The organism is Nostoc sp., from assembly GCF_036917195.1.
GTDB lineage: Bacteria > Cyanobacteriota > Cyanobacteriia > Cyanobacteriales > Nostocaceae > Nostoc.
In genome coordinates this window covers 1-25,896 of record NZ_JBALDG010000045.1, presented here as the reverse complement: position 1 = coordinate 25,896, position 25,896 = coordinate 1, and the positions used below count along the sequence as shown (strand labels likewise).

General features: G+C 41.7%; 25 protein-coding genes. 14 read left to right on the top strand and 11 right to left on the bottom strand.

Annotated features, from left to right (window positions below; genetic code table 11):
- The coding region (locus V7K40_RS15030; RefSeq protein WP_334960869.1) for a calcium-binding protein at nt 1-1,433 on the bottom strand (1,433 nt) is incomplete at its 3' end.
- Between the two features lie 905 nt (nt 1,434-2,338).
- Here V7K40_RS15030 and V7K40_RS15025 point away from each other — a divergent pair.
- Nucleotides 2,339-2,527 (top strand): hypothetical protein, encoded by a 189-nt coding sequence (locus V7K40_RS15025; RefSeq protein WP_334960867.1) that lies wholly within the window; start codon nt 2,339-2,341, stop codon nt 2,525-2,527.
- Nucleotides 2,528-2,681: 154 nt separating this feature from the next.
- Here the strand turns inward: V7K40_RS15025 and V7K40_RS15020 are convergent, their stop codons facing one another.
- Both V7K40_RS15020 and V7K40_RS15015 read right to left on the bottom strand, forming a co-directional pair.
- Nucleotides 2,682-3,404, bottom strand: a complete 723-nt coding sequence (locus V7K40_RS15020; RefSeq protein WP_334960865.1) for a calcium-binding protein — start codon at nt 3,402-3,404, stop codon at nt 2,682-2,684.
- A gap of 819 nt (nt 3,405-4,223) precedes the next feature.
- Entirely contained in the window at nt 4,224-7,352 is a 3,129-nt protein-coding gene (locus V7K40_RS15015) for an MFS transporter (protein ID WP_334960863.1), read from the bottom strand.
- Between the two features lie 1,488 nt (nt 7,353-8,840).
- On the opposite strand from V7K40_RS15015, the gene V7K40_RS15010 reads away from it, so the two are divergent.
- The 4 genes from V7K40_RS15010 to V7K40_RS14995 all read left to right on the top strand — a co-directional run bounded on the left by V7K40_RS15010 (nt 8,841) and on the right by V7K40_RS14995 (nt 12,939).
- Nucleotides 8,841-10,796: a hypothetical protein gene (locus V7K40_RS15010; protein ID WP_334960861.1), complete on the top strand. Its 1,956-nt coding sequence runs from the start codon at nt 8,841-8,843 to the stop codon at nt 10,794-10,796.
- Nucleotides 10,797-10,947: 151 nt separating this feature from the next.
- Entirely contained in the window at nt 10,948-11,409 is a 462-nt protein-coding gene (locus V7K40_RS15005; RefSeq protein ID WP_334960859.1) for a BON domain-containing protein, read from the top strand.
- Between the two features lie 186 nt (nt 11,410-11,595).
- Complete coding sequence (locus tag V7K40_RS15000; RefSeq protein WP_334960857.1) at nt 11,596-12,030, top strand: CAAD domain-containing protein; 435 nt, start codon at nt 11,596-11,598, stop codon at nt 12,028-12,030.
- Between the two features lie 498 nt (nt 12,031-12,528).
- A complete protein-coding gene (locus tag V7K40_RS14995) occupies nt 12,529-12,939 on the top strand; it encodes a hypothetical protein (protein WP_334960855.1) in 411 nt (136 codons plus the stop codon).
- Nucleotides 12,940-13,061: 122 nt separating this feature from the next.
- Here V7K40_RS14995 and V7K40_RS14990 read toward each other — a convergent pair whose 3' ends face one another.
- Both V7K40_RS14990 and V7K40_RS14985 read right to left on the bottom strand, forming a co-directional pair.
- Nucleotides 13,062-14,624, bottom strand: coding sequence for a metallophosphoesterase (locus V7K40_RS14990; RefSeq protein WP_334960853.1), 1,563 nt, complete (start codon nt 14,622-14,624; stop codon nt 13,062-13,064).
- A 72-nt stretch (nt 14,625-14,696) separates the two neighbouring features.
- Entirely contained in the window at nt 14,697-15,668 is a 972-nt protein-coding gene (locus V7K40_RS14985) for a YegS/Rv2252/BmrU family lipid kinase (RefSeq protein WP_334960851.1), read from the bottom strand.
- A 191-nt stretch (nt 15,669-15,859) separates the two neighbouring features.
- Between V7K40_RS14985 and V7K40_RS14980 the strand changes: the two genes are divergently transcribed.
- Both V7K40_RS14980 and V7K40_RS14975 read left to right on the top strand, forming a co-directional pair.
- Entirely contained in the window at nt 15,860-16,279 is a 420-nt protein-coding gene (locus V7K40_RS14980) for a lysozyme inhibitor LprI family protein (RefSeq protein WP_334960849.1), read from the top strand.
- A gap of 89 nt (nt 16,280-16,368) precedes the next feature.
- On the top strand, nt 16,369-16,920 hold the full coding sequence (locus tag V7K40_RS14975; protein WP_334960847.1) for a Uma2 family endonuclease: 552 nt from the start codon (nt 16,369-16,371) through the stop codon (nt 16,918-16,920).
- 60 nt (nt 16,921-16,980) lie between these two features.
- Here V7K40_RS14975 and V7K40_RS14970 read toward each other — a convergent pair whose 3' ends face one another.
- The 3 genes from V7K40_RS14970 to V7K40_RS14960 form a co-directional block, all read right to left on the bottom strand.
- Entirely contained in the window at nt 16,981-17,547 is a 567-nt protein-coding gene (locus V7K40_RS14970; RefSeq protein WP_334960845.1) for a Uma2 family endonuclease, read from the bottom strand.
- 246 nt (nt 17,548-17,793) lie between these two features.
- Nucleotides 17,794-18,396: a PIN domain-containing protein gene (locus V7K40_RS14965; RefSeq protein ID WP_334960843.1), complete on the bottom strand. Its 603-nt coding sequence runs from the start codon at nt 18,394-18,396 to the stop codon at nt 17,794-17,796.
- Between the two features lie 9 nt (nt 18,397-18,405).
- Nucleotides 18,406-18,864, bottom strand: a complete 459-nt coding sequence (locus V7K40_RS14960; RefSeq protein ID WP_334960841.1) for a hypothetical protein — start codon at nt 18,862-18,864, stop codon at nt 18,406-18,408.
- 48 nt (nt 18,865-18,912) lie between these two features.
- Between V7K40_RS14960 and V7K40_RS14955 the strand changes: the two genes are divergently transcribed.
- The 6 genes from V7K40_RS14955 (at nt 18,913) to V7K40_RS14930 (ending at nt 22,579) form a co-directional block, all read left to right on the top strand.
- Complete coding sequence (locus V7K40_RS14955; protein ID WP_334960839.1) at nt 18,913-19,083, top strand: hypothetical protein; 171 nt, start codon at nt 18,913-18,915, stop codon at nt 19,081-19,083.
- Between the two features lie 4 nt (nt 19,084-19,087).
- Nucleotides 19,088-19,222 carry a hypothetical protein gene (locus tag V7K40_RS14950; RefSeq protein ID WP_334960837.1) on the top strand — a complete coding sequence of 45 codons (135 nt, stop codon included), beginning with the start codon at nt 19,088-19,090 and terminating at the stop codon, nt 19,220-19,222.
- Nucleotides 19,212-19,418 carry a hypothetical protein gene (locus V7K40_RS14945; protein WP_334960835.1) on the top strand — a complete coding sequence of 69 codons (207 nt, stop codon included), beginning with the start codon at nt 19,212-19,214 and terminating at the stop codon, nt 19,416-19,418. Before V7K40_RS14950 ends, V7K40_RS14945 begins: the two co-directional genes overlap by 11 nt.
- 161 nt (nt 19,419-19,579) lie before the next feature.
- Entirely contained in the window at nt 19,580-20,551 is a 972-nt protein-coding gene (hemC, locus tag V7K40_RS14940; protein WP_334960833.1) for a hydroxymethylbilane synthase, read from the top strand.
- A 131-nt stretch (nt 20,552-20,682) separates the two neighbouring features.
- Complete coding sequence (gene glgA / locus V7K40_RS14935; RefSeq protein ID WP_334960831.1) at nt 20,683-22,125, top strand: glycogen synthase GlgA; 1,443 nt, start codon at nt 20,683-20,685, stop codon at nt 22,123-22,125.
- Between the two features lie 271 nt (nt 22,126-22,396).
- On the top strand, nt 22,397-22,579 hold the full coding sequence (locus tag V7K40_RS14930; RefSeq protein ID WP_334960829.1) for a hypothetical protein: 183 nt from the start codon (nt 22,397-22,399) through the stop codon (nt 22,577-22,579).
- Nucleotides 22,580-22,611: 32 nt separating this feature from the next.
- Here the strand turns inward: V7K40_RS14930 and V7K40_RS14925 are convergent, their stop codons facing one another.
- On the bottom strand, nt 22,612-23,883 hold the full coding sequence (locus V7K40_RS14925) for a HEAT repeat domain-containing protein (protein WP_334960827.1): 1,272 nt from the start codon (nt 23,881-23,883) through the stop codon (nt 22,612-22,614).
- Between the two features lie 408 nt (nt 23,884-24,291).
- On the opposite strand from V7K40_RS14925, the gene V7K40_RS14920 reads away from it, so the two are divergent.
- Entirely contained in the window at nt 24,292-25,092 is an 801-nt protein-coding gene (locus V7K40_RS14920) for a DUF1838 family protein (RefSeq protein ID WP_334960825.1), read from the top strand.
- A 92-nt stretch (nt 25,093-25,184) separates the two neighbouring features.
- On the opposite strand, the gene V7K40_RS14915 is transcribed toward V7K40_RS14920, so the two are convergent.
- Complete coding sequence (locus V7K40_RS14915) at nt 25,185-25,481, bottom strand: hypothetical protein (protein ID WP_334960823.1); 297 nt, start codon at nt 25,479-25,481, stop codon at nt 25,185-25,187.
- A 24-nt stretch (nt 25,482-25,505) separates the two neighbouring features.
- Complete coding sequence (locus V7K40_RS14910; RefSeq protein WP_334960821.1) at nt 25,506-25,694, bottom strand: hypothetical protein; 189 nt, start codon at nt 25,692-25,694, stop codon at nt 25,506-25,508.
- Nucleotides 25,695-25,896: the final 202 nt, after the last annotated feature.

Here is a 25,896-nt window from a genome sequence, read left to right as displayed (position 1 = left end):
CCAGAGAGGAAATTGTTGCCACTGTTGCCATTGATAACGTTGTTTTTGGCATTACCTGTGCCGTCAATTGCTGCAATCCCTGTCAAAGTCAGGTTTTCTAAGTTAGCGCTCAGAGTATAGCTCACAGAAGACTGTACGGTGTCTACACCACCCAAAGTATCACCAAATACCTCAGTAGCGATATCAGAAACGTTGTCTACAATGTAGAGGTCATCTTTGTCACCACCGTCTAGGTTATCGATACCTGTGCCCCCATCGAGGGTATCGTTGCCAAATCCGCCATTGAGAGTATCGTCACCATCCAACCCAGAGAGGAAATTGTTGCCACTGTTGCCATTGATAACGTTGTTTTTGGCATTACCTGTGCCGTCAATTGCTGCAATCCCTGTCAAAGTCAGGTTCTCTAGGTTAGTGCTCAGAGTATAGCTTACAGAAGACTGTACGGTGTCTACACCGCTTAAAGTATCACCAAATACCTCGGTCGCAACATCTAAAACGTTGTCTACAATGTAGAGGTCATCGTTGTCACCACCGTCTAGGTTATCGATACCTGTGCCCCCATCGAGGGTATCGTTGCCAAATCCGCCATTGAGAGTATCGTCACTATCCAAACCGGAGAGGAAATTGTTGCCACTGTTGCCATTGATAACGTTGTTTTTGGCATTACCTGTGCCGTTAATCGCTGCAATCCCTCTCAAAGTCAGGTTCTCTAGGTTAGCGCTCAGAGTATAGCTTACAGAAGACTGTACGGTGTCTACACCACCCAAAGTATCACCAAATACCTCGGTCGCGACATCTAAAACGTTGTCTACAATGTAGAGGTCATCGTTGTCACCACCGTTTAGGTTATCGATACCTGTGCCCCCATCAAGGGTATCGTTGCCATTGTCTCCATTGAGGGTATCGTTACCATCTAACCCAGAGAGGAAATTGTTGCCACTGTTGCCGTTGATAACGTTGTTTTTGGCATTACCTGTGCCGTCAATTGCTGTAATCCCTCTCAAAGTCAGGTTCTCTAGGTTTGTGCTCAGAGTATAGCTTACAGAAGACTGTACGGTGTCTACACCGCTTAAAGTATCACCAAATATCTCGGTAGCAACATCAGAAACGTTGTCTACAATGTAGAGGTCATCGTTGTCACCACCGTTTAGGTTATCGATACCTGTGCCCCCATCAAGGGTATCATTGCCATCGCCCCTATTCAGGGTATCGTTGCCGCCATTGCCGTTTAGGGCATCGTTGCCACTACCCCCATTGAGGACATCGTTGGTGCCAAGAGCGTCGAGAATGTCGTTACCGTCGAATCCGTTGATGGTATCAGGCAGATCAAAAGAGAAGAAATCAACAGTTCCATTAAGGGCAGGGCGAAAGATAAATGGGAAGCCGTTGAAGGTATTGTTCTCATTGAAATTGCTACCGTTGATAGTTGCCATAATGAGTTTCTTTGAATTTGGAGAGTAAAGGTATAAGAAATTACCTCTTCATTTCCTCTGACTTTTCACGGGATGTGGAAAAGATCATTTTGAGGGTTTCCCAAACACTGATTTGTCCGTTATCAATTATCATTAAATTAGCACTATTGATAATTAAGCTGTGGAAAAAGCCACGCTTTTTCGGGGCTTTAAAACTTCCCGTGAAAAATCAGGTCATTTCCTTACGAGGAAATGACGAGAAGAAATGAAGATATCAGCTGAATGTGACCTGATTTTAACAGGTCTTTGTGATCAAGTCTGAAGATTTGAGAAGCACTGCATATATCAATGATGTTGGCATCAAAAATTGTGCAAGCAATCATGTTTTATCCTTGCGCCTGATGTCTTTACTGATTGAAAGACCAGGCTGCTAGGCAAGAAGCAGATTTTATCGGATGCAGATGTAACTATAGGTGTCTTAAAACGTTTTTAATCTATATCGAAATCACAAAGTCGTGATAGTACCCCTAAGGGTACTTTTTTTATTTATCAGAAAAAGTTACTGTACCAAAAACTTTTGTGATCTCCATAACCTCAATATTTTTATTCATTAAGTATATTAATATACTCAATGATTGATGATTGCATATGCATGGTGTTCCACAGTGGTCGTTGCCACTTAGTGTGTAAAATGTCCAATAGCTAAACTGAGATACTTGCCAGGAAAAAACAATTATTGCAGGGGCAACCTTCAGAGTCCATTGCTATTGATGTAACAGAAATTCCAATTGAACATCCTCGGCACGCACAGCGTTGATTAGACCTCTTGCAAAAGTCCCTTTCGGGATACGATGAGAACTGGTAAAAAGTGATCGCACACTTAGACACAGGCGATCGCTGCCGGATAGTCATAAGATAAGCTTATAATGTACTCAAAAGTGAAACATCTCAAACCAGCAGAATTTCAACGCTTCTGGGGTGTAAAACCTGAGACATTTGAGCACATGGTTGAAGTAGTCCGCCACCACAGCCAACAAAAACAGAAACCAGGGCGACCAGGAAAAATCAGTTTGTCAGACCAAGTATTGATGACTATCAAAATAATGGAGAAATAATTTGTATAGCACACTATTTCCGATTGTTAAAGAAAGCAAACTCTTTTTAAATAAAAACATTAGACCTTTTGCATAAATTAAAAACAAGAACCCCACTCCTAAGAGCTTGCTCTTAGGAGTGGGGTGTTAAAGACTTTTGTAAGAGTCTATTAAATTAAAGGATAAAGTCCTGTGCCACTACTAGTGGTGCATTTATAAGCCGAACCTCAAACTCAGGCGACCGATCCGCATCAGTGCTAGCTTGGAGAATACCTCCTGAATAACGGAGCTGACCAGGTGCGGAGAATGCAGCAGCCCCAATGAAATTGAAGGCTTGATTGCCCAGTTTAGTGGAGTCGGCGTCGATAGCAGATAGATCGATTTGGTCACCTGGCAAAGTACCGTTTCCTCCAAAGTCAGCGATCAGATCCCGTCCAACAACAGCACTATCTGAAACTGAGCTGAACTTGAAAACATCGTTACCTGCTCCTCCAGTGAGAACATCAGTCCCAGTACCGCCAGCGAGTGTGTCATTCCCACTACCGCCAGTGAGAATATCGTTGCCACCACCACTGCTAAGGATATCGTTGCCATTTTCGCCAATGAGGCGATCATTGCCACTACCACTGTTAAGGATATCGTTGCCATTACCACCGTTAAGAGTATTGTTGCCATTGCCGGCGTTAATGATATCGTTGGCATTAGCACCATTAATGACATCGTTGCCATTACCAGTGTTAATGATATCGTTGCCATTAGTGCCGTTAATGTTTTGGTTACCACTACTAGCGTTAATGATTTTGTTACCATTAATGATGACCTGGCTATTGCCGCCACTGCTTTTCACGATTTCGTCGATGTTAAGACTGGTGAAATTACTTAAGTCGATAATTGCCATAATGAGCTTCTCCTAAGCTTAGAGGGATAAAAATTACCTCGTCACTTCCCCATGAGAAAACGGCGTTGCTGATTAAGAGTATGAATTTCGTTTCCCCCAAAGGCGCAAGGAAACAGTTTCAAACATTAAGTTTTTGAATTTCACACTTTTATTCAGCAACGCCGAGAAAACAAGGTGGACAAATAACGAGTGGGAAGATATAACTGAACTACACTTGATTGGAACAAGTCTTTGCTGTTAAGTCTGAAGACTTGAAAAGATTTCAGAAGGACTGGATGTATCAATGATATTGGCATCAAAATTGTGCCAAGAGTCATGTAATATCCTTGTGCCTTATGTATTCAATGATGCAGTAGTAGGCTGCTAGGGAACAAGCAGATTTTCTCCTACGAAATTGCATGTGTTTTCGGACGTTTTGACCATATATCAAGAATCACAAGACTATGATATAACCCTCAAGCGTACTTTTTTCTATCTATAAGAAAGAATAATTAACTTTGAAATTTTACTCTCATCAGAGTAAAATATGAAATCTTTGATTCAGATCGGGTTTTTTAATCTATATCTGAATAACAAGGTCGTGATAATAAGTAGGTTGGTGGGGAAAAACTAAACCATCTAAAAATATGTAAACGAGCAATTAAGCTTAATTAAAGCATATCTCAGAGTATTTACAAAACTTTATATAGTCACTTTTAATAGCACCAACTTACTTACTCTGGAGGGTAGTTTGTTTTATTTATAAAAAAAAGTGGCATTCATTTGTAAAGACTGAATGCCACTTTGTATTTGATCAAAATTCCTGATGATAGAGATATTTTACCCAGGTAGAGTTATCCCAGTGACAGCGATCGCACCAGCGATCGCACTGGCTGCAAGGGAAGTCAATGCTGTCCCAAATAACCACCAAGCAGCACTTGCAACGGTTTTTTTGGTTTCTTCAGCTTGCTTTTTAGCTTGCTTTTGGATCGCTTTCAGGCGTTTTTGTGTTTCTTGCTGGATGCGTTCGGCTCGTTGCAATACGCCATCCCGGGCCGTTTCTATTTGGTCGATAATGCGATTAGCATCCGTCTCAGAAATATCTTCACGAGAACTGATGACAGCAACTAAGGTATCACGATCAAATTCACTGAGGCGATCGCGCAATGCTTCAAATCCAGCCTGTGGATCATCGAACACTTTAGCAAAGTCTTGCTTAATCCCTTCATAATTGAGTTCTGAACGATCCAGGGAGTTGAGATAGTTGCGAACTTTGGCAAAAATCCCATCTAGCACTGATTGCACTTTCTCTTGGATCTGCTGGAATTGTTCCACAATGGAACTGCGAACAGATTCAATTTGATCTACAATTCGGTTAGCTTCCTCTTCTGAGATATCTTCTCGCCCAGATAGCAGCGCCACAATTGTCGAACGGTCAAATTTGGAGGCGCGATCGCTTAAATTACCAATTCCAGCACGGGGAGAAGACAGCAGCAATTGCAAATCGCGTTTGATTGCTTCTGGGTTGAGTTCTTCTTTGTTGGTATTACGCAGATATTCTTCGAGATTGGCTTCAAAATCTAGAGCTACTTGAGTGGTACGTTTTGCTAAACGTCGTGGCGCTCTAACTATGTCACCAATTGCATCTTGAGCGCGATCAATGATCTGATTAACCTGCTCTTGGCTCAAGTCTCCTCGCTGACTCACAAGTTTAACCAAGGTTTCTCGATCAACGTGAGACAAGCGATCACGCAATGCTAATGCACCGGCTTTAGGATCATCGAGTAATTTTTCTAAATCATTCCTGATACCTTCTGGATCAAGTTCTTCCAAGTTGGTATTGCGGAGATATTCTGCGATCGCTTTTGTAGTTTTTTCGTACTGTTCTTTCGCCTGCTGCGGTACTTGCAAAATACTGTCTCGGACTGCTTCTAGCTGATCGAGAGTTTGGTTTACTTGTTCTTCGCTCAAATCTTGACGCTGACTAAGCAATTGTACCAGTGTATCGCGGTCAAATTGCGATAAGCGTGACTGCAAAAGGCTAATTCCGGCTTGCGGATCGTCTAGTAAAACTCTAAAATCACGTTTAATACCTTCGGGATTGAGTTCGTCTTTGTTAGTATTCCGCAGATAGTCTTCAACTCTTTGGCGCAATTCATCAGCTTTCGCTTTTGCTTGTTCTTGTACTTCTCTAGCACCATTCAAGATATTATCGCGGTTGTGTTCGAGTTGACTAACAATATTATTAGCTTCCTCTTCGCTGATATCTTGACGCTGCTGGAGCAATTGTACAAAAGTGTCGCGGTCAAATTCCCCGAAGCGATCGCTTAAATCTTCAAACCCAGCTTTTGGATCTTCTATTAACTTGGTAAAGTCTCGTTTAATACCTTCAGGGTTGAGTTCTTCTTTCCCCGTGGAACGCAGATAATCTTCGATGCGACTGCGGAAATCTTGCCCTTTTTCTCGCGCTTGCGCCTGTTTTACAGTTTCTAAAACTTCCAGGCGATCGCTTTCCATTTCTTCGGCAATTTCTTTCACCCTGGCTTCACTAATATCATCCCGCTGCTTCAACAAGTTGGTGAAATATTCTTGATTGAGTTCTTCTAACTCCCGTCTCACAGTTATCGGATCTGCATTTACGTCATAGATGACTTCTTTAAATTCATCTACTAGCGTAATTCGGTTAAAGTGCCAAGGAAATGAATTCAATATGTAGTCTTCTACATCTGCCTTAATTGTGTTTTCGGGTGATGGTAATTTTGCAGCTACTTGCTCGGTTGCTTGCTCTCTAAAATTTTGTAGTTGTTCTATAATTTTAGCAACATCTACATCTTGAACTTTCTCTTTCAATTTTTGCAGCTGAGTTGTAATTTTGTTGACATCTATATTGGGAAGGTTCGTGCTATCCAGTACTGCTGGTACAGCAGCGCTCAAGCCATATCGAACCGCTTGTTTGAGCACACCCTTACTTAGCTTCCCATTACCACCTCCAACTGTAAGCAGTTGCTGAAGCTGTTCACCTAATTGTTCGGAATTTAGTTCTTCGGGAGTGGCAGATTTGAGAAAGTTAATTACTTCTTCGGTTGGATTTTGGCGATTCAAAGCTTGTTGCCAAGCACCTTCAAATTCGTCAGTAATTCGATTTATATCTTCTTTAGATAAATCAGCACGACTGCTGATTAAATCTACAAAGGTTTGGCGGTTAATATTTTGCAATAGGTCACTATTAGCGACAGATTGCAAATCTGTATCTTTAAGAAGCTGCTCAAATTGATTCCGAATTTCTTTAATATCTAGCTTTGGTATTTGTAGAGAACCTATGGAACTTTGGAGCGTATTTCTAATACCTTCAGCGTCAAAACCTGAAGTTAATTCCTGCCGAACTGCGGCTGTAATATCTTCAACAGTAGAAACTAACTGTTTTTTTGCAGTATTAGCGCCGATACTAGCAGTTGCTGTACCTATCAGACTTTGAAAACCAGAGGTGACAGTACTAGCGATAGAACCAATTAAAGAACCTACTGCGGATGAACCTAACCAAATTACTAGTGCGAAATAGGTAGACCAGATAACTACACCAATAATTGCTCCTAAAAATGCACTTTCGATTAAGCTAAGTTTTACCGCTAGAAAACAAGCAATAAATAATGCAATACTAACGGTTATCAACGCCCAAGCACCAACTTTAGCCTGAACTTTACGAATTGTCTTACCCAAACTTTCGGAATCATCGTCAGAATCTGAGTCAATTCCCCAAGATGAAATTCCGACAGCGACTGAAAAGTTTGTGAATAACAATTGAAAGGCAAATGCCATTAAGACGCCAGCTAGCAATGCTACCAATATTTTAGGCCCAGAAAAAAGAACTGATGCTTCTTCTGGAGTTAGTACTTCCTGAGCTAAAGTTATCGGCGCTAATCCAAAAGGCAGCGAGTTCCATCCCCAAATAGTTAAAACATCTTGAAACATAGTCTTTTCTCACTTGCACTCAATTAAATACCCATTTATAAAATGGCTTACTCATTAGTTTAATTATCAGTTAGATAACTTGACACTTTCTTAAGTAATAAATTCTTTTACCAAAAGTCGTATTTTAATCAAAATAAATATTTTTATTACTGTTTTGGTAAAAAAATAATGTGATATTTGGTGATTTTTTTACATATAGGAATTCGATTTGATTGTGTGAAAAAATCTAAGTATATGTATGGTACATTACGGAATCTGTTCTAATGCACCAAAGCCTTGCGACGATGCCGTATTTTGTCTAAGGGACTTCTAGTTAAAAAAACATCCTATCTTAGAGGCGCAAGGTCTTGTGCTCCTACAACAAATGTACAAATAATTTTGGATAATTTATTTTTTCTCAGTCCCTAACATAACGCTCTGACGCTCGTTATTGGCGTCTCCCTTTGGGAGAAAACTCGCTATCGGGTGACGCTATACACTGTCGCTATCCCTACACTAACACCAGTCACCATGATAGTTGAAAACCAACTTGGGTGCCCTGGTTCACCAGTTGTTACAACTTTGGAAAAGTTCACAATGCACTGGCTTCCCTACATGTATTTCAAAAATAAAATATGAGTTCTATATATTCAATATTTAAGAAAATAAAATATTCTTAACAAAAGTAAATTTTATAAAAATGCATCTACAGATATAGCAGGTTTGAAATGGGTCTGGTACAGTACCAGACAATAAAGACACAACAATGTTATTAGTGTCAATTTAATGTAAAAGTTAGTGCTAACAAGCGTTCTCCAGTTGCTTTCATCCCCTAACCCCGAATCCTCAGTTAGAATTCGGGGAACTTATCGGGTAAGCTTTTCCTGTGGCAAACCCTCACCCATTAAAAATGTTGGGGAGGCGTGAGGGCAAAACCTTAAAACAAAGTAGATTTTTCCTTAAGCTGTCACCGATGCATAGCTGTGTTTTTCTACCACGTATTGCATTTAATCAATAGCTTTTTAACATAAATGTAGTTAAATTTACAAATAAAGTTGTTATCTAAAAAATCAAAAATTTTTGATAAATAAAATCTTTTCATATTTTTTATAAAAAAAATATATTTGATCCAGGAAATTTTTACTTAATCTTTAGTCTTTAGATAAAATCACCTATGTCTGATGATAGAGAGAAAAATTCTTCCAAGCGATTGATGAAAAGGAAACATAAACATGTATTAATAAGGGTTATTGTCCAATGGTACTAAAAAGAAAGGCGTAAATCCTTAAATATGGTTGACTTTTGGCTGTAAGTCTGTAAAAAAATAAGGGTTGCACGGTCAAGAACTAGTACGTGAAATCTAAGATCCGAGCCAGTCAGTGGGTGCTAGCCTCTCGCCTACACCCAGCCCTAACAGGGGTTTAATCCTTTATTAGTGACATTCGGGTTATTACCAGCTATAAATTTGTTTGTAAGTAAATAATTGATTTTTGCTGAGGAGAAAAAATAATGGTTGTAGGTGTACATAAACGTGGTGTAGGTGTATTTTCTAATCGTAGAGATGTTGAACATGCCCTACATGAATTAAAAAACACTGGCTTTGACATGGATAGAGTCTCTGTTATTACACAGGATGGAGACAAAGATGATATTGCTGGCGCTGAAGTGAGCGATCGCGTCGGTGACAAATCTGACGAAGGTGCTAAAGTCGGAGCAGTTACAGGTACTGCTTTGGGCGGATTGACTGGCTTATTAGTTGGTCTTGGTACTTTGGCAATTCCTGGAGTCGGGCCAATTATGCTAGCTGGAGCTGCTGCAACCACCCTAGCTACCACCCTGACTGGAGCTGGTATTGGTGCAATAGCTGGCAGTTTGCTTGGTGCATTGGTTGGTTTAGGAATTCCCGAAGAACGAGCTAAAGTTTACGATGAACGCGTCAGACGAGGACATTATTTAGTCATTATAGATGGCACAGATACAGAAATTCTTAGAGCAGAAGCAATTCTACGTCAGAAGGGTGTGGAAGAGTTTGGCATTTACGACAACCCAGATGCTAGAAATACAAGCACTGGTTATGTAGCTCCAACTCCGACTTCTACTGATTATGTCACTCCAACTCCGACTGCGGCTCGTAGTGGTGTAGAGAGACGAGCAATTGGAGTATTTTCTCATCGTCGAGATGCAGAAGCAGCACTTACAGATTTGCGAGATGCTGGTTTCCCGATGAGTAGAGTCTCGATTATTGCTAAGGATGCAAACGGTCAAGGAATCGCAGGTGTAGATGTAGATAGAACCGCAGGTGCAGGTAATAAAGCAGACGACGGCGCAAAAACTGGAGCAGCTACAGGCGGAGTGCTAGGCGGGTTGACTGGTTTATTAGTAGGTCTTGGGACTTTAGCAATTCCTGGAATTGGGCCTGTAATTTTGGGTGGCGCAGCAGCGACAGCTTTGGCGACAACAGTAGCTGGCGGTGCTATAGGTGCAGCAGCTGGGGGTATTGTTGGCGCACTGGTTGGCTTGGGAATTCCTGAAGACAAGGCGCGAGTTTATGGCGATCGCTTCCAAAGAGGCGACTACTTAATAATTATCGATGCTAATGAAGCTGAAATCCACCAAGCTGAAGCTATTCTCAAACGTCGAGGGATTGAAGAATTTGCGATCTATGATGGCACTGATCTCGGCGAACATCGCCCAAGTTTAGATAGAGGAACCGATTACGGCACACCAGTTATTAATAGTGATCGCACCAATTACTCAACAACTGCGACTGCGGCTCGTAGTGGTGTAGAGAGACGAGCAATTGGAGTATATTCTCATCGTCGAGATGCAGAAGCAGCACTTACAGATTTGCGAGATGCTGGTTTCCCGATGAGTAGAGTCTCGATTATTGCTAAGGATGCAAACGGTCAAGGAATCGCAGGTGTAGATGTAGATAGAACCGCAGGTGCAGGTAATAAAGCAGACGACGGCGCAAAAACTGGAGCAGCTACAGGCGGAGTGCTAGGCGGGTTGACTGGTTTATTAGTAGGTCTTGGGACTTTAGCAATTCCTGGAATTGGGCCTGTAATTTTGGGTGGCGCAGCAGCGACAGCTTTGGCGACAACAGTAGCTGGCGGTGCTATAGGTGCAGCAGCTGGGGGTATTGTTGGCGCACTGGTTGGCTTGGGAATTCCTGAAGACAAGGCGCGAGTTTATGGCGATCGCTTCCAAAGAGGCGACTACTTAATAATTATCGATGCTAATGAAGCTGAAATCCACCAAGCTGAAGCTATTCTCAAACGTCGAGGGATTGAAGAATTTGCGATCTATGATGGCACTGATCTCGGTGAACATCGCCCAAGTTTAGATAGAGGAACCGATTACGGCACACCAGTTGTTAATAGCGATCGCACCAATTACTCAACAGGGTCTTATACAGACGATCCTGCCGTAGTCATTGTTGACCGCCGTGATGAAACACTCTAAGCTAAGGTAGTTGTCACTCACACTAGTTCCCCAAAATTGCCGGAGCAAGAAGTTGAAAACTTTGCTCCTCACTTAAGAAACTTGCTCCTCACTTCTGCCGTGAATATCAATAAACTTCACAACTTTCATTTTGCGATTCCGAATTCAATATATGCAAAAGCTAACTCCTTTTTTAATTAGTGGCCTTTTAGTTTTTGGTGTTGCTGCTTGTGATAACGCTTCTAAAACAAGTGAATCTGCACCCAATAATCCTAACGAAGCTCCCCAAACGCCGACTGCACAAACAACACAAGCTTCTCAACAAGACGCACAAAGTGATGTCCGCAGAAGACAGCTAAATGAGGATATTCGCGCCCGGGAACAGCGTAATAATACTACGGGTGGTGATGCACAACGAGCCAAAGGTGACCTAAAAAGTGAAGTTCGCTCTAAGTTAGAGGCTAATATACCCAAGAGTCAACTAACAGTTGATGCCGCAGACAATGGAACTGTCACTGTCGCAGGAACTGTGAGCAATCAGCAGGAGTTAGCTAAAATTGAACCTTTAGCTAAACAAATTAAAGGTGTCAAAAGTGTAGTTGTTAAAGCAACTGTTCTCGCACCGAAAAAATAAGGCAGATAATAACAAATCCGCGTGAGTAGGTAGGCATAAATAAATTTAGATGCCCCTACTCATTCTTGATGGTCAGTTATACTCAATACTGACCATTAATAATTGACAACTGACGACCTTAATAATTATATTTATTGACGCTCAGTCAGTTATAGAAACTCTTGTACTTCCGGAAAATACAAAACTATGGAAACTGAACAACAGCAACGTGAATCCATCAATGCCTCCTTATCACAAGGTACGCTAGCACTTGAAGGTGTAGATACAGCAAACTTACCAAAGTTACCACCAGCAGCTGAACCGGAATCTCAATTGCAGCAAATTAGCAGACAAGTTTCGGAATTTTTGGAGCAATTACCCGAATACTTAAGTAGCTTTTTTCAGGACTACAAGCAGCCTCTAATAACTGTGGCTTTAATTTTGGCGGCGATTGTTACACTCAAGATTGTACTAGCAGTCCTGGATGCAATCAATGGGACTCCACTACTATCACCACTCTTTGAGTTAATTGGAATTAGTTACGCCACATGGTTCATTTTCCGTTATTTCCTGAAGGCTTCAACTCGGCAAGAATTAGCCGATGAAATTCAATCATTGAAAAGCCAGTTTTTAGGCGGATAAATTTCCAAACCATTAAAGTAGTATACTATGGCGGAAGTTTATTTATCTTTAATAAGGGGCTTAAGACAAGAGGCTTAGGCCCCTTGTCTTGTTGATTGAGATGGTAGCTAGGATTTACACGAGCTATATTAGCCTTAGCACAGTATTGGGTATGGTTCGCTAATTAAATATATCCAATCCAAAGGTTCACATTTCCAACTTCTCTAAAAAGTAGAGAATTTTGTAACTATCCTATTTTACATGCAAAAGGCAGTAGGGGCAGAATAATGTTCATTGGTGTCAGTGTCAACTTCAGCCAAAACCCTTGTTTTACGCAATTAATGTAAATTATCAGTATTTAACCTGACTTAATATTAGTTTTTTGGATACATCCAAAGATAGAGAATATAACATTATTTTTAAATTTAAATCACTTCTAAAGATAGTAGATTTGAGATTAAAAACAGCCTAATCTGGTTTTTGAAGTTATTTAATACATTCTTTAAGAGGACATAATTTATGGCTAATGAAGGAGTTAACAAAGGTATAGATTCATCTGATAGAGCCGAAGTAAATGCATATGATCGTGGCATTATCCCAGCTGAAATAGCTGCTCGAATGGAAAGAGAAGGAGATGAGTACAAAACACTCCCCACAGAAGAAAAAGAGGCAGATGCATCTACCGATGATCAAACTGATTCAGAAAGTATACGCACCACTGACGGCTATACCGTAGATCAAGAAGGTTTGTCTAACAACTATGCAATTGAACCGGAAATGTACTATGAAGAACCGGGTGATGCACGCCAACAAGCAGCAGAAGAAAAGGCAGCACGTATTGAAGAACTTAGAGAAGTTAGTCAAGACGACGAGGAAGGTAAGTTGACCGAAAAGGGTGACAAACGCGGTAGAGGTCCAGGAATAGTTTAATTAACAACTATGCTTTTACTGGGTGCAATTACACGTAAAAAAGCGAAATAGGTGGTTTGTAGAGACGCAATCATTGCGTCTCTACTTGTATGTATGGGCGTAATATTTCGAGAAGTATGTTACTAAATAATCAACGGCTCAAGTTCACGATTATGCCATTGCCGTTGATACCATTCGGCAACTAAAGGACGGACAATAAACTTAGGCTGTCCATCGCCTTTAACGTCAATGCGTAAACCTGAGTAAGGTCGTCGCTTCTGAAAACCTTGACCATTGCGACCAATGAAGAGATGCGATCGCGCCACTAATCTATTTTCCTTTCCAAAAGTCTCCATCAAATCTGCTCCCTCAATCCGCTGGCGTCGTAAACTAAACCCGCTACCACCACAAATAATCCAGTGAATATGAGAATCAGCGTGTCCCGTATCCATTGTTTCCAAGTGTTCCAAGCAGTGCGCGTGACCGTTTAATACCAAATCAACCAAAGGACGCCCCTGAGTTAGGGAACCTATTTTTTTAGCTACCGCATCCAGCACATCACGGAGGCGATCGCGAATTATCAGAGTTTGTGCTTGTTGCCACTTTGTCGCCTCAGTTACATAGGGAGGATGGTGGAAATAAATTACCCTTCCTCGAACTTCAGCAGTATTCCAAGATTCAATTAATCTTTGCTTGAGCCACTCCAGTTGTTCAATATCAGTTAGTGTTGTTTTATCAGCAGCTAATTGCTTATCGATATCAACAATAATTTCTTCAATTTGTGACAGCTTGGCGTGGAAGTCGTCTAATTGGTCGGCTTCGGTGGGGATTTCTAGACGAAGCTTGGCTGAGGTTTCAACGATTTGCAGCTTTTCTTGCTCTAAATCTTCACGGCGTTTTTCTAAGATTTTGCGATCGGCGTTACCTTTTTTTGTTTTAGGTAGCGGTGGTGGATCGTTAAATGTATTAGAATCCAAGGCAAAGAAATCTATACCGCCATAGCGAAAAGTATAGTAGCGATTGGGAAGGCGGGTGAAGTGCCCAGGTTCATAGCTAAGACAACGACCTGTATCTGTCTTGGCTGTATAGTACTGATCTAAATGATGATTTAATTCTCCTGGAAGCTGAAACGCCTTAAGATAGTCCAGAAATGCCCGTGCATAGGCGTCACCGGTTCCTGAGCCATGCAAGCCCACATCTAGGTCTAACCGCGATCGCAACAGGCCACGAATGGGTAATGTTGTTAGAGACGCCAAGCTCAATAAAATCGGCAAGTTATAGTAATCGTGATTTCCCGGTACAGGTAAAATGGGCAGCTTAAAAATCATCTGGTCATAGGCAATCCGTCTGGGATGCTCTCCGCCCAAGATAAACTCTCGGTAAGGCTGAATGAAGTTCTGCTGGTAGTATTCACTTGACCCCACTAAATAGATCACATCCCCCATGTGCAGCATAAAACGGGATTCGTTGTGATGGGGCAGCATCAGTTCAGCCACCTGTCGCTGGGGATTGTGTCCCTGGTGCTGGCCGGAACCACTATCACCTACGACTAAAAATGAAAACTCAGAATTGTCTGTTTGACCATCTTCCAACACCAGCCGAGTTTGATCGATGTTCCGTTCCACAATTAACGGATCTTGCCACCGTACCCGCTGATTCATTTTACTAATTTTGTTAGCGATCGCTGGATCAGATACAAGTTTCAATGCAACCTACTCCTGAATCTTCTATTAAAGGGGACAGGGGAGCAAGATTGTAGCAAGTCTTTCCCCATGCCCTTATTCTCCTACTGTGTCTTTCATCTCAATAGTCAGGTTGGGGAGTCCCTCTAGTTTTTCAGTAGGCTCAACTTCTTCTACTAATGGCACAAAAATTCTCAAGCCTGCTGGAACACACTTAATTTCTACTGGAGTTGTGCCCATTATTTCACCATCTAGAACAACCTTTTGTGGTGGATTAGTCGTAATTTTAAATTGTTTGGCTCGCAAGAAGCCAATATCATCCCGTTCTACGGCGTTACCTGTAGAAGCCGTTTGAAATAAATGAAATGTAGCGGCGATCGCTCCTGCCTTATTAACTGGAGCTACAATCGTTAAATCTAGTAACCCATCATCATAAACCAGACCTGCTGGGCCCTGAGCTAGGACTGAAGTGGCAGGTGCAGCATTTGCTACTGTTACTGCACAGGCGCTAGTTTTAATGATCTTGTCCTCAGTTTCAATTTCAACATCAAAGTTTTTTAAGTTTCTCAGTTGCTGAATTCCAGCCAAAACGTAGGCCATCATCCCAAAGCGATTCTTGGCGTCTCGATCTGCCAATTCTACAGTTTCAGCTTCAAAGCCAATACCTGCCAAGAGTACCATTGGTTGGTCGTTGCAATAGGCTACGTCTACACTGCGGGTTCCTCCCTGCAAAATTGTGTGACACGCAGCTGCGATCGTGTCAGGAATTCCTAAAGCTGTGGCAAAAGCGTTTGCTGTTCCTCGGGAAATGATCCCAAATGGAATATCAGTACTCACTAAAGCCGCTGCCGCCGCTGAGAGGGTGCCATCTCCCCCCGAAGCAATGATTGCATCTACACCCCTCGCTACCGCTGCATAAGCCAGTTCGTCAGCGTCGATTTCTTCAGTTGTGAGATAAATATCTAGGTCAATCTCTGGCTCTAATATTGTCCGAATTTCTGCCAGCTCTAAATCTGGGTCACCCTGACCCGCTACTGGATTGAAAATGAGGCAGGCGGAACGATTCATAAAATATAAAAGCTAAACTTTAGATTACTAAAATACCAAATTATTTTTAGCATTGTTGTGAAATTTCGACTTCCATCTGACGGCTGGTTTACTTTTCGTAAAAAGTTCAGAAGTATTCTCCGTTGGAACACACTAATGCTGACGCCTATTTTGGTATCTTTTGTTTATACCTAAACAATAAAAATTTTGCCATGCGTCAATTATTACTAGTTTTGGCAAGTATTCTAACTCTCAGCAGTTTAGATACCCCCACCATGACAATAGCAGGCACAACACCTGATTTACCAATGCGCTTAGTTCAAAGGCTTAACTGCAATAATCCTCAAACTCAAGCAGCAATTAATGAATGCAGGAAGTTATCTTATCAGAATGCAGATAAAAAGCTGAATCAAGTTTATCAACAATTGCTATCTACGTTAGAAAGCTCTAGGAAACAGAAATTGATTGCTGCACAAGTAGCATGGATCAAGTTTCGAGATACCAATTGTGAGTTTGAGAGAAGCAGATATGAGGGAGGAAGTATTGCCCCAACCATTTATTTTGGTTGTCTAGAAAATTCCACCAGATTGCGTACTCAACAATTACAGGAATATCTCAAACCCAACCCTTAATTCGACAAAATTTGTTAATTTTTTTGATATTTACGGATTTATATGCTGGTGTTAGGATGTGAGGTAAAGTACGATAAAAAAGTGTCTTTATGACTGTAACTACAGCGAAGTGGACAATAGATGAATATCATCGCATGATCGCGGCAGGTATCCTAGATGATCGGCATATGGAACTTCTAAAGGGAGAAATAGTAGAAATCTTCGCGGAAGGAGAACCTCATGCCTACTTCAGCAGTGAAGCCGGAGAGTACCTGATTCAACTTTTAGGCAATCGCGCCACAGTTCGCCCCAGTAAACCAATTACACTTCCTAACAACTCTGAACCTGAGCCTGATATTGCTGTTGTAAAAAGATTGGGTCGTGAATATTTAGAACATCATCCCTACCCCGAAAATATCTTCTGGTTGATCGAATATTCTGATTCTAGCTTAGATAAAGACTTAGAAATAAAGACCAAAGTCTATGCTGAAGTAGAGATTATTGAATATTGGGTAGTTAATCTTAGAAAGCGACAAGTTGTAGTATTTGGAGATCCTCAAGATGGAGAGTATGCCTCAAAAACGACATTAACTAGAGGTACGATTTACCCACATGCATTTCCAGATTTGGCTATATCAGTAAGTTCGATTGTTAACATTTAGAAATAGAAACTAAAAAATCTATTAATCCGATGATTTACAAATAATTTTAACATGGCTTGCTCACTCCGCTTTCATCTTTAACCAGCCAAATACCTGTTCTACTGTCAGTTCTAAATCAATACCATCTAGAACAGCCAACCTATCTGCTTTATGACAAAATTCTGGTTGTTGATGTGGTTGAAAAACGAGAACTGAGCGGTCATCGGGATCAATTAACCATCCAAGCTGACAACCATATTTTAGGCAGTGCAAGATATTGCTGGTAACCCGATTGGAACTCTGATCTGGAGAGAGAATTTCAATTGTCCAGTTTGGAGCAATTAGCAGATCATCTACAGGTTCTCCATTATTATCAAACTCAATTTGTTGCCAACGAATAACCGCCACATCTGGAACAATTGACCGACCACCAAAAGTACAACGTAACTCTGGAAAAGCATAAGCAATTTGCCTCTTTTCTGTGACTTCATTGATCCCATTAATCAACTTAGCCTGAAGTCGGGAGTGGCGGGTTTTCGGCATTGGTTTCTGGCTAATTTCCCCATCAATATAAATACTTGCAGGCTTTGTTTCTGGTAACTTCAGAAACTCCTCTAGGGTTAGGGATGCGGATTTTGCAACACTCATGACTTCTGCTATTTGGAAAGTCCTATATCCAGTTTATCAACATTCGTCACTAGCTGGGTACAAGAAGGCGATCGCCTATACATAGCACTAACTCAAAAGTACTCCACCAATAACTTCAAAGTACTGCTTTTGCAACAGTCCCGCAGTAACTTAATGTTGAACACAGATAGATAACATGATAATATTTGTGTACTCTTCTTACTAAAAGATGGAGTAAACTAACAATTATACTGCTAAGTACTACGGTCAAAGTTGAGATTGAAGAAAACTATACCCGTGATCAAATCGTGGGATCATTCTGCAATTAAATCGATTTAGTTCATCAACAATATCAGGACTATCAAAGTCTTTTGAGTTTCGGTTAAGAAAACATGCTAGTTGTGGTTGATACTGACGCAGATGATTGATGACCGATGCATAGACAAAAGCATCTTGTGGCCTCAAATCATAAGTAGCTTCGCAGGACGCTGCCTCAATTAAGATATCGGCAGTGAGTGCAATAACTTCTGCAATGTTAAAAAGCCGCTCTCGATAATTAACAAAACGTTGCCGTTCCTCTTCATTACTCTGCACCATTAAGCTAGCAATATCTTGGATACTTTTGATACGACTTACATAAGATGCTGTACGTGAAAGCTGCGGCAACTCAGCATCAAGCAATTGCTGCAAATCCCGGCGACTCTTTGCCTGACGACTTAATTTCTCATGAGGTTCAGCAAGGCTATAAGCTGGAATAATAAGTTTTGCCTGCCCTATTTCACAAGATTGCAGAATCTGCTCACAGCTTACGCACTGTTCTTGCTCAAAGACTAGTTCTAAGACGAAGTTAGTTTCAACGTAAATATTCACGCAACCGCTTTATATGATCAAAAACCTGCCTCCAGCTAAGGCAGCGTATAATCCTGAATCAATTAACCATTGCTGAGATTCATTTATATCTTCGGGGGTTTTTTCAGAATGAATAATTTCTCCAAGCCAGGATGCAACAATTAACTCAAGGCTTTGCCCACTGATTTGATCAGCCTTAACTCTAGCCTGTTCAAAGTAACGATGAAGAATAGGTTGTGCATCAATGGTATAAGTTGGCTCGCTATCTAGTCGGACATCAGCATCAGTCCATAAATAAAATCGATCAGGAAACACCATTAGAAAATAAGGAGCCATTATAAAAGTTCCGTGTGCAAGGATATTGCGTCGAAGTCTCGCTGCCCATTCTGGTGATGCATTGAGTTTACTCTTAACCTCGACGACAAGAGTAAGTTGACCATTACGGTTGTCAACTGACAAATCCCAACCAGAATCAGAGTTAGCAGTCATGGATAAAGCCCACTTAAGGAGACTAACTACTCAATATTGTGACGCAGAATGTTTCCTAGAAAGTATCATCAAGCTTATTCATTAGGAAAAACCCGCGCGATCGCTAATGTTGAACAAGCTAATGCAGAATTATATGTGGCAGACTTTGTGAAACAGTTCGGTGTCATTGATTGCTCATCAGTACGATCGCACCCGCATATAATAATCTTGGGAAGTTAAGTTAATGAAGCAACTTGCAACCCAGGTTGCGATCGCCATCCAACAATCAGAACTTTACAAACAGCTGCAAACACTCAACGCTGAATTAGAACGCTGTCTTCAACAGCGGACTCAAGAGTTCGTTTTTAATGTTAGCTGACGCATTGGCATTGTCAGCAGACGCATTGGCATTGTCAGCGGACGCATTGGCATTGTCAGCGGACGCATTGGCATTGTCAGCAGACGCATTAGCATTGTCAGCAGACGCATTAGCATTGTCAGTAGACGCATTGGCATTGTTAGTAGACGCATCGGTATTGGAGGGTATTGCCAAATTTAATTTGCTACAAATTTAACGAAATGCTGTACCAAGTAGTAGTGTTGGAGATTACTCAAACCAGCCTTTGGTAAAGAATTGTAATCCAAAATCCAAAATCTAAAATCCAAAATTAGTATGTGTCCCTGACTACGGTAGTCTAGATGAAAGTGAATTAATCGCTTACTGATATATTGTTTTATGACTTCAGTTGTTTCTAGTCCCCCACGCACTATTCGGATTGGTTCACGCAAAAGCCAACTTGCTCTGGTTCAGACCTACTGGGTACAAGAGCAACTCCAAAAAAGCTTTCCTGATATCACTTTTGAAGTCCACACCATGTCTACCCAAGGCGATAAAATCTTGGATGTAGCATTAGCTAAGATTGGCGATAAAGGACTTTTTACTAAAGAACTTGAACTGGGAATGCTCAATCAGGAGATTGACTTTGCGGTTCATTCCCTCAAGGATCTGCCAACTCACTTACCAGAAGGCTTAACACTGGCAGCAATTACTGAACGGGAAAACCCAGCAGATGCATTAGTGGTGCATGAAAAGCACAAAGATAAACAAATCGATACTTTACCAGAGGGTGCTGTAATCGGTACATCTTCCCTACGGCGGTTAGCACAATTACGCCACCACTTCCCCCACTTTACATTTAAAGATGTGCGGGGAAACTTGATTACACGGTTGGCAAAACTGGATGCAGGCGAATACGATGCTTTGATTTTGGCAGCAGCAGGGTTAGAGAGATTGGGAATGGGCGATCGCGTTCATCAAATTCTCCCCGCAAATATCTCCCTCCACGCTGTTGGACAAGGAGCCTTGGGTATAGAATGCCGGGCTGATGATAGTGAATTGCTATCTCTACTCAAAGCGATCGAACATCCCCAAACACGCGATCGCTGTCTCGCCGAACGCTCTTTCCTACGCTCTCTTGAGGGCGGCTGTCAAGTACCTATTGGTGTAAATACAGAAGTATATGGTGAAAATTTGACCTTAACAGGGATAGTCGCCAGTGTAGATGGTCAAAAGCTGGTAAAAGATACTGTCACAGGTATTGCCAACAATGCCGAAGGGCTAGGCATAGAACTAGCAGAACTATTGCGGCAACAGGGAGCGCAAGAAATTTTATCAGAAATTTTTGCGGTGATTCAGCGCGGTTCCTAAGCAATTGGGCAAGCCGATGTGATTAGATAAGAATTGATCGCCGTTGCACTCTTATATGTGCCAGACGCAACATATCGCGTTGGTCGGGATCATAGAGTTAATTTGATAATCTCAGGGAAGCAAAAATTACCATGCGGATTCTATTTGTTGCAGCAGAGGCAGCACCCATTGCGAAAGTAGGAGGAATGGGTGATGTTGTCGGGGCATTACCCAAAGTCCTGAGAGAAATGGGGCATGATGTGCGGATATTCTTGCCTTACTACGGCTTCCTGCCAGACAAAATGGAAATTCCCTATGAACCCATCTGGTGGGGAGATGCCATGTTCCAGCACTTTGCAGTATACGAAAGTATTCTGCCTGGTACTGATGTTCCCTTGTACTTATTTGGACATCCCGCCTTCATGCCCCGCCGTATTTATTCTGGAGAAGATGAAGATTGGCGGTTCACTTTGTTTGCAAATGGTGCAGCCGAGTTTGCCTGGAATTACTGGAAACCAGAAATTATCCATTGCCACGATTGGCACACGGGGATGATTCCCGTGTGGATGCACCAAGATCCTGATATCAGCACAGTGTTCACCATTCATAATCTGGCTTATCAAGGGCCGTGGCGTTGGTATTTAGAGAGAATTACTTGGTGTCCCTGGTATATGCAAGGACACAACACAATGGCAGCGGCAGTCCAATTTGCCGATAAGGTAAATACAGTTTCGCCTACATACGCCGAACAAATCAAGACACCTACTTACGGTGAAACATTAGAAGGTTTGCTGTCCTTTATTAGCGGGAAATTATCTGGGATTATCAACGGGATTGATACCGAAGTTTATAATCCAGAAAATGACAAATATATTACTCAAACCTTCACTGCTGATAGTTTAAATAAACGCAAGGCCAACAAAATTGCTTTGCAAGAAGAACTAGGGTTAGAAGTCAACTCCAAAGCCTTTTTCATTGGGATTGTGACGCGATTAGTGGAACAAAAAGGCATTGATTTGATATTACAAATCCTCGATCGCTTCCTATCTTATACAGATGCACAGTTTGTGCTGTTAGGAACAGGCGATCGCTACTATGAAACTCAGATGTGGCAATTAGCATCCCGCTTTCCCGGACGCATGGCAACTTACTTACTGTATAACGATGCCCTGTCTCGCCGCATCTACGCTGGCACCGACGGATTCTTAATGCCCAGTCGTTTTGAACCTTGTGGTATCAGCCAAATGATGGCTTTGCGCTACGGTTCTGTACCCATTGTCCGCCGCACAGGTGGATTAGTTGACACCGTAACCCATCATGACCCCGAAAATGCCGCAGGTACAGGTTATTGCTTTGATCGCTATGAACCGCTAGACCTTTTCACCTCTATGATCCGGGCTTGGGAAGGCTTCCGTTTCAAACCGCAATGGCAAGAACTACAAAAACGCGGCATGAGTCAAGATTTTAGTTGGTATCAATCTGCCAAGCAGTATGTGAAGCTGTACAGGTCAATTTACGGTTTGCCAGAAGAAGAGGAGAAGACACCAGAACCAGAGTTAGTTTTAAACGAACCAGTCACTAGTAGCAAGTCCTAAACTGCCAGGGGCGTACATCTGTATGCCTCTACTCCCATCACTGATAAGTTAACGTAAGTTCGACAAACCTCTCCCTGCCTTGAACTTTAGTTCAAGTCTGTCCCTCTCCGAGTCGGAGAGGGACAGGTTTTGCGTACTAAAACCAGGCAGAGGTCTTTTGATTTGATTAATTAGGCGCACACCATCTAACCCGTCGAACTCACGTTAATCCCCTAAGAGCTTGCAAAGCTACGGTGTACACACAAGTCTTTTGACCTGCAATAGCATTGTATTGACTAACAATGCCATTGTATTGACTAACAATGCCATTGTGTTGACTAACAATGGCATTGTATTGACTAACAATGGCATTGTATTGACTAACAATGCTATTGTGTTGACTGACAATGTTATTGTGTTGACTGACAATGCCATTGTATCGACTAACAATGCCAAGGTATCGACAATTATCTAGACTTGATAGAACTCCTAACTTCTAACTCCTAACTATTGAGTACTCGTCGCTTTCGCCTTAATTAACCAGTCACCATCGTGAGCGCAAATTTCCCGACCAGACGAGTCTCCTAAGCGGTCTAAGGCTAATAAACAAGCGTATTTCAAGTCCCAAATCGGTGTATTTAGGCAAGTTTTGAGTTCAATAATTGCTCGTGAATCACCTAATTCACTAAGAGCGATCGCACAAGCAGCACGAGATTTCTGAAACTGAGGTTCGCGATTGTACAGGTTTTCTACTAACAAATCGTAGGCGGGAGTATATTTCAGCCAGCCGAAAAGTTTCATCACATGATAATGAGCGCCATAATCGTTATATGCCTTGTCAGAATAAGTTGCTAGAAGTGCTGCTGGTGCTTCTTGTGAATAGATATTCAGTAAGGTTTTTGTCGCTAAATAACACCGTCCAAAATCGGTTTCGTAGAGTTCGTTAATGACAAAATCTAGAACAGGGGTAGCGTCATACTCATGTACTAAATCAAGGTCGTTGGGATGATCGTAGAGTACTTGCTCTAGATAAGGTTGAATTTCTCTAAAGGTAATTTCACCACTGGGGACGCCTGCATCCAAAAGCATCCGCAATCCTCGTAACCGAAACACCAGAGATACAGGACAACGGGCAATTTCTGGGATGGCTTTGTAGTAGTGTGAATCAATCAGGTCTTGAATGCAACCGCGCCGTGCATTGACGCTGGAACTTTGCAGCAGCGCCATCACCTCAGTGATTTGGGAATAGTCACCTGTGAAACGACAAACTGTAGCGATCGCTGCACTACGAGTAGGTTCATCCTCAGCTTGGGTAAATTTCCGAACACGTTCTAGAGATGCGTGATAGTTAGCGTTAGCTAGGGTGTGAATAATCACTCGATAGATTTGACCTGGTTTATCGAGCAGTTGCGCCACTTCTTTCAGAATTTCTGGATCTTTAGTCCCGATTTCCCCGATCGCCCACACGGTATTTTCAATAGTATAAATATCATCATCTTTAAGGCACTGCCGAATTATAGGTAAAGCTGATTCGGCCTGCAATCGCCCCAGACTTTCCACAGCCTTGCGTCGAACAATCCGGTGGTCTAACTCATCAGGGTTACTGGTTTCAATCGCCCGTACCAAAGCTGCGATCGATTGCTCAGTGGGATAATTAATCAGATGGGAAACAGCAATATACTTATCAGAAGCGTCTTCGAGTTGTTCTAATGGTGTATCGATAATTGCGATCGCTTGTTCTTCTGTTAACCCGAACATTTTAAAAAAACGTTTATCCATTGATTTGTAAATAGCTTTTGAATAATTGCTAAGAGGTCACGTTTACCATCGTACTAGGGACTGGGGACTGGAAAATAGCGGTAAATAATGTTTATAAATTGAACTATCAAAAAATGCAGTTGCTTTTCACTAGAGTTTAGACTAGTCAGGAGTGCGAAACTCAGAAGGCTCATTCTATAAAGCCTAAAAACCAAGGTTTTAGTTCCTGGAAACATCTGAAATCCGTATCCTTATTTTTTAGAAATTTAGTTTCGCACTCCTAACTAGTCTAAACTCCAGTAGTTAGGTTGGAGTTGACGTCAAAATAAAATAAAATTCGCTCACTGAGCTACTGGGTGAGAGTTGCGATGTCTAACGACAAGCCGAAGAAACGTCTATACGGCCATTTGAGGATGATAGGAGTCCTATATGAATGATTATTTAGATGACTACGAATTTAATAACCTCGATTTTTACAGAAAAAATCATGGGTTACAGCTTTATTACAACTGGTCTGGGGAAATTTGGTGGCAAGAAACACCAGACTTACCCAAAGAAAAATTGTTCTCTATTATTGGGATGAATGCTACCAAAGTATTTCTCAAACCCGATCCTGAACACGGTGAAGTTGGGTATCGCATCAATAGAGAGTTAGGTTTATTTTGTGACCCTGATACGCAAGAGATTCTCCACTTTTGGAAATCACCAACAGCAAGTCAAGCAGTACCAGTAGTCCACATTGCTAACCGCATTGTCCAAGGCTCAGTTAAACCAAAAAAATTTGTCATACCCAAAGGCAGCGGATATATTACATCTGTCATGGAAATTCCTTTAGAATACCCCCATCCCTTAGCAGCAGATAGTAAATATTCAGACTATTGCCCTGGAGAAAAGTTTAAAGGAGTTGAGTACTTTATATCAAATACTTGCCGACCTGATGCAACTGAAGTCCCTCCTGCTAAGTGGGCGAGGGACTGTCCTTGGTTACCCTGGATGAAGTTAGGATATGCTCATCCAGCTAAATTAAGATTTGAAACCACAATATTTAGAGTAGATTCTTTTGAGCAGCTTCATCCTAGCTTGGTTAAGCTGGTAAGAGAAAAAGTACCAATTTATGAATTCACCCCAACGGAAAGCGATGAACCGAATGTCACAAGCATTCAATACTTTAAGAAAAACTTTGAGTCCTACTTGCGCGGAGATATTTTTCCACTAGAGGAAACCTCTTAAAATAATTCGTAATTGATAATTCGTAATTCGTAGTTAAAAATTTAATTACGAATTATGAATTACGAATTAGTAATTAGTTAAGCAGCTGGTAACTATTCCTCTGACCATTTACGTGAAATAGCAAAGCATTCGTCAAACTTAGACGATAGCTTGCTAGATTCTGGAAACTTTATCCCATTAGCCCACACCTCAATCTTTACCTGGAAGGTACTCAAGTCCTGCTGCACTTTGCTCAGTTCCGTCTCGAAGGTGGATTGCTCAAAATCGAGGTGAAATGCGCTGGCTGTTGAATCCATTCCTCCATCTGACCATACACGAACAAAACCATCCACCATTTCAATCCAGGGGCTTGGATCGTGACCAAGCCAAGGCGATCGCCCTGTAGTCAAAAAGTCCAGCCACGCCCGCCACTCTTATAGACCACAACAGCAACTGGGGCAGATCAATTCATCAGCAATAGACCTGACTTGAAGACCTCCTGGCAAAATCAGTGTCTCGGACTCAATAACTCGATACAGAACCTTGTTGGCATTGCTCTCACTGTCTAAATCGTTGTAATCTACCAGTTGGGCAAATATTAAACCAACCTCCAAATCCGTCATCTCACCATATAACTGAATGCGCGAGAATGGTTTATAGTCTGCAACGAACCACGGCCATAATGACTCACCCTCATATCACGGAGCTTCTATAGAACCCATTTGAGATCTATACAGGAGGGCAATCGAATTTGGCTGAACTACGAGCTAAGTTACAAATCTTATAGATTGATCGTCAGGATTTTTTTCTTGCTTTTTTTGTCGC